Source organism: Vibrio sp. SG41-7 (assembly GCF_014164465.1).
GTDB lineage: Bacteria > Pseudomonadota > Gammaproteobacteria > Enterobacterales > Vibrionaceae > Vibrio > Vibrio splendidus.
On record NZ_JACJFF010000207.1, the window covers coordinates 1 to 4,859 of the forward strand.

Sequence of the window (4,859 nt, forward strand, 5' to 3'; positions counted from 1 at the left end):
TTCAAGTTTAAATTCTGGGTTAAAAGTGCGTCTTTCACGCTTAGTCATAATGTCACCTGTTTTAGTATCGAGATGATCATACATCACCTCTTAATCAGGTGGCCAAATTCACTATGCCACTTCAGTTCTGTTTCTATGGATGTTCGTGAATCTATACTCAATCTGAGTGCTCAGTTCCAGCTAGGCTAGAAACATGTGTGATTTATCAAGTTCAGTTAGTAAAGTAAGGGCAGAGCTCGCCATTAGTACAAAATGGTGAACTTGTTACATCCACGAGAATGGAGTGCTTGATTAAATGTCAGAGCAGAGTATTGGAAAAATATTGCAGGCTTTTAATAGTATAAATTCCAAGCTACAAGAGCAAAATGGGATGATTCGTGAATTAACAGAAAAAGTAAGTATGTTGGAGGGGAAAAATAAAAAAATGGAACAGTTGCTCCATCAACTCAATGCGCCATCTAATAACCAAAATAATGAACTAACCCAAAAAAATCATGAATTTCAAGAGAAAGTCACACAAAGCTTAAGAGGTATAGAGGATAAGTCCAAAAAGGCAATTGAGCTTATTAAAGAAAGTAATAACGGCAGAAGAAAAAGAGCGTGGCCTTAAAGCATATCCACTTTCAACCGTAGCGGTCACTTTGAGTATAATATGTAAGCTATCCCAGCGATACTTTTGGGTTAGCTAACTTCTATCGATAACCAACTGTTCGCAATGACGAGTTTCAATGCGTCCATGCACCGTGCTTACCTTATGGCAAGGCTGCTACCACTTCTAGAGTGGTTCACACCACTCACTGCTATAAAGGCTCGGGCTTGTTCAGCACTCGGGATTTAACGCTGGCTGGGCCGCGCTTAATCCTTATTTGTTATATGCCTCTTGCGTGCCTATACGGTCATGACTTCAACCTGTTGATTATATCATAGAATCTGACCTCACTTTTTAGAGGTATTTCGATGGCTACCACTCAAGTAAACTGCCGCTTTTGGAATAAAACTGAGCCTGTACGGAAGCATGGTATAGGGGCCGCTGGCTTTCAGCGATTTCGTTGCCTTGATTGCAAGCGTTCATTCCAACTCGACTATGCCAACGAAGCCTACAAACCAAGGGTTAAGAACAAATCGTTGATATGGCTATGAATAGCTCTGGTGTTAGAGAAACAGCACGTGTATTAAAGGTGGGGTATAACACCGTACTACGCACTTAAAAAAACTCACGCCAAAACAAGTCACAACGATACCTTTTGACCTCGCTAATATTGAATTGATATGCGAAGTGGGCGAGCAATGGTCATTTGTTGCTAAGAAGAAAAATCAACGTTGGCTTTGGTACGCAGGGGAACCTCGATATAAACGTGTGATTGCTCATGCTTTTGGGAAAAGAGATACCGATGCCTTTAATGAGCTACAACGGCTATTATCAAAATCCACAATCCCATTTTACTGCACCGATGACTATAGCGTGTACTCATCGACTATACCGAGAGATAAACATATCATTGGAAAACGATACACTCAGAGGATAGAAAGAACCAACCTTACACTAAGGTCTCGTATTAAGCGACTAGTCAGAAAAACCATTGGTTTCTCTAAATCAGAAGAGATGCACGATAAGGTTATCGGCACCTTTATTGAACGAGAGTATTATCATTAATCAACAGGTTGGAGTCATGACCAAAATAACGATAAAAGCACTGCTACCGCTTACATCGAGCACTTGGCGCTATTGGGTAGAAGCCAAACGTCCTGTGTTTGAGCAAGAGACGTTAGCGATAGCGGACTTCGTCAAACTGAGTAAGATAGTTGCGTAACGTTCCACGATTAATGCCCAATTGACGAGCCGCTTTTAACTGATTGCCTCGGGCATGAGCCATGATTTCTTCTAACAGCACGTCTCTTACCATTGGTACAACCCACGATACATCAGGCGTGGCGTGTCTCTCTGTTCTTGTTGGTTCAAGCTGGCGTTTTAACGTGGTAATGAGATGTTGCTTATCAATGAGCATGGCTTCGGACATGGTATTACTTACTAGGATAAAAAAGGTCGGTCATTATAAAAAATAAATCGAGTTTGTCTATGAATCGCTCAGACTTTCCAGGATGCATGCCATCGCGTGTCTTCGATATTGCAAATATCGAATCATTTTCCTTTTCTCCTGCTTGTCTTTGGGCTTCGCTTCACCAAATTTATTCTGTTTTGCTTCAAGGCAAAGCTCAAACCAGTCTACGTCTAAATCTTCCAAAGCTTGTTCAATGAGTAACGCGTCGACCCCTTGCTTCCTGAGCTCTTGCTTTATTTTGGCACGGCCATGACGTTTTAAAAGCTGCTTCTCAATTTCACGTTCAATTAACCGCTCGTCATTCACATAATGGTGAGAGAGTAACTTCTCCATAACTTGCTCAACCGTGTCACTCTCAGCCAAGCGACTCAGTTGAGAGCGTAACTCTCCCGATGAATAATCACGTTTTGCTAGGAGAGAAACCGCATAATCATACAGTTTTTGAATACCCATAACCTTCACCTCCATTTCGGTTCAATGGACTTCGCCTGTTTAATGGCCCCGCAGCTACTGTACTATACACCAAAGGACTTCTTATCGTATTCAGTGCCTCTTGTGCGTATTAACATGAGTGATAACCATAGAGGAAAATTTCATGAGATTAGTTCGTTTAAAAGAAGTCATAGAAAGAGTGCAGCTAGGTAAGTCGACCATCTACAAAATGATGGCTCATGGGGAGTTTCCACACAATGTATCGCTTGGTGAGCGAGCCTCCGCATGGGTTGAGCATGAATTGGATGAGTGGATTGAGAATCGAGCATAACAATGACCGAGCCAGTAGCGAAAGCTGCTGGCTTTATGCTTTTTAGAAAGGAATTTGAGTCGGAGGCATTTTGTTTCATTGGGCTAGAATAAAGTTATCTAAGTTGCTTCGGGACAAGAGCGCCTTAATCTAAAAGGTTTAGGGGTGAAAAAAGACCACGCTATGCGTGGTCTATTGCTTGGCTACTTCTCTATTTTAATACTTCCTACGCGGGCTTTTAGTTTTTGCCCCGGTCTAAAAGTAACAACACGTCGAGCAGAGATTGGAATGTCTTCACCAGTTTTAGGGTTACGACCCGGGCGCTCGTTTTTCTCGCGAAGATCAAAATTACCAAAACCTGACAGTTTTACCTGTTCGCCATTTTCGAGTGCTTTACGAATTTCTTCGAAAAACACTTCAACCGTTTCCTTGGCATCCCGTTTGCTGTATCTGAGTGTCTCAAACAGGTTCTCCGCCAAATCGGCCTTTTTGAGTGCCATAAAACTTTCCTCAAAGCTATGTAAAACCTTGCTACTATCGTCAGTAGCGCCTGAAGCCGAAGCATTTACCCTATTTAATCAATGAGATAAGGGCACTTGCAAGGGAAGTGTATGCTAAGCTTCTGATTTTATCCAATTTTTTATCTCAACTATTTTATTATTCTTTCAAGTCAGAAAGCAAACAGCTTACATTTAAATATAAATAGCTAAAAATTTCTATCCAGCAGTCTTAAGTTGAAGTTATATTTCAGAAGTGCATTGAATTGTAGGGTTTGTAGCTTTGATGTAGGTACATGGATTCCCCCGGTTGTCAAACATCCGCTAAACTTATGTTGATGGGTTTTGGACTGCCGCTCTACATTCGGCCTACTTATCGACGATTCGCATACGTCGTGGCCCTGATGACTTGCGCGTGCGTATTTTCATCTAAGCAGATCACCCAATAACCCCCCGTGTCAGCCTAGTTGTCGTCTAGATTTTTAAGGAGATAACTATGCCAGCTAATCCAGTTCCAATTGATGTGAAAACCAAAGGTCAAACTTGGCTGTTACCACCATATAATTGGTCTCATCGAAGAATTGCTAAAGAATTAGATGTGAGTCCTTCCGTGGTATCTAAGTGGAGAAATGAACTTGTTGAAAGCGGCCTGTTGTCTACAGAGCCGCCCTTAAAAAATACTACTGATTATTCAGCGGAGCAGAGATTTTTCATAGTGATTGAAACTGCAACAATGTCTGAACGCGAGTTAGCTGAATACTGTAGGTCTAAAGGGTTATTTGTCGATGACGTTAAAGCCTGGCGAGCACTATCTATCAAGGCGCAGAGCGCAACATCGACTTCAATGTCACACAAAGAAAATAAGCAACTACGTGAGGAACGCAGAAAGGTAAGAGCCTTAGAGAAGGAGTTGGCACGTAAAGAGAAAGCACTTGCTGAAACGGCTGCGCTACTGGTTTTGCGGGAAAAGTTCAATGCCCTCTGGGAAACCAACGAGGAAGACTGATTCCTATCTCAGAGCGGCTTAAAATAGTCACACTTGTTGATGAAGCAGTACGTAAAGGGGCAACAAAGACAAAGGCTTGTTACACCGTTGGGTTATCAATACGAACGTTTCAGCGTTGGACACGGAACTCTGCCGAAGTCACAAGTGATATGCGTCAGCATCCTCGGCAGCACGAGCCTCATAATAAGCTATCAGAAGCCGAAAGGCAGCAGATATTAGATATCTGCAATACACCAGAGTATGCCGATTTACCGCCGAATATCATCGTTCCAATGTTGGCTGATGAAGGCATTTATATTGCCTCAGAGTCTACATTTTATCGTGTGTTAAAAGCACACAACCAGCTAGGTAAGCGAACTCGTGACAAAGCTGGCGCAAGCCCTTCTCGACCAAAGGTTCAAAAAGCCTGCAAACCAAATCAGGTATGGAGCTGGGATATCAGTTATCTGCCATCGAAAATACGAGGGAAGCACTATTACCTCTATTTGATAATGGATATCTTCAGTAGAAAAGTAGTAGGTGCAGAAGTGTATGATCAGGAGCTAGGCGAATAT

6 protein-coding genes and 3 pseudogenes are annotated in these 4,859 nt (G+C 42.2%); 5 read left to right on the forward strand and 4 right to left on the reverse strand.

Annotated features, from left to right (window positions below):
- Positions 1-295: 295 nt before the first annotated feature.
- On the forward strand, positions 296-610 hold the full coding sequence (locus H5300_RS25525) for a hypothetical protein (protein WP_182797235.1): 315 nt from the start codon (positions 296-298) through the stop codon (positions 608-610).
- A gap of 12 nt (positions 611-622) precedes the next feature.
- Here the strand turns inward: H5300_RS25525 and H5300_RS28165 are convergent.
- Positions 623-751, reverse strand: a pseudogene (locus H5300_RS28165) (ISAs1 family transposase); the annotation flags it as partial.
- A gap of 206 nt (positions 752-957) precedes the next feature.
- Between H5300_RS28165 and H5300_RS25530 the strand changes: the two are divergent.
- Positions 958-1,654, forward strand: a pseudogene (locus H5300_RS25530) (IS1 family transposase).
- 112 nt (positions 1,655-1,766) lie between these two features.
- Here the strand turns inward: H5300_RS25530 and H5300_RS25535 are convergent.
- On the reverse strand, positions 1,767-2,018 hold the full coding sequence (locus H5300_RS25535; RefSeq protein WP_182797236.1) for a helix-turn-helix domain-containing protein: 252 nt from the start codon (positions 2,016-2,018) through the stop codon (positions 1,767-1,769).
- A 57-nt stretch (positions 2,019-2,075) separates the two neighbouring features.
- A complete protein-coding gene (locus H5300_RS25540) occupies positions 2,076-2,513 on the reverse strand; it encodes a regulatory protein RecX (protein ID WP_182797237.1) in 438 nt (145 codons plus the stop codon).
- Between the two features lie 142 nt (positions 2,514-2,655).
- Here H5300_RS25540 and H5300_RS25545 point away from each other — a divergent pair, with 142 nt between their 5' ends.
- On the forward strand, positions 2,656-2,823 hold the full coding sequence (locus H5300_RS25545) for an AlpA family transcriptional regulator (RefSeq protein WP_182797238.1): 168 nt from the start codon (positions 2,656-2,658) through the stop codon (positions 2,821-2,823).
- A 182-nt stretch (positions 2,824-3,005) separates the two neighbouring features.
- Here the strand turns inward: H5300_RS25545 and ihfA are convergent, their stop codons facing one another.
- On the reverse strand, positions 3,006-3,302 hold the full coding sequence (gene ihfA / locus H5300_RS25550) for an integration host factor subunit alpha (protein WP_182797239.1): 297 nt from the start codon (positions 3,300-3,302) through the stop codon (positions 3,006-3,008).
- Between the two features lie 493 nt (positions 3,303-3,795).
- On the opposite strand from ihfA, the gene H5300_RS25555 reads away from it, so the two are divergent.
- Together H5300_RS25555 and H5300_RS25560 are read left to right on the forward strand one after the other, a co-directional pair.
- A complete protein-coding gene (locus H5300_RS25555; RefSeq protein WP_182797240.1) occupies positions 3,796-4,305 on the forward strand; it encodes a helix-turn-helix domain-containing protein in 510 nt (169 codons plus the stop codon).
- 149 nt (positions 4,306-4,454) lie between these two features.
- Positions 4,455-4,859 (forward strand): annotated as a pseudogene (locus H5300_RS25560) (helix-turn-helix domain-containing protein); the annotation flags it as partial.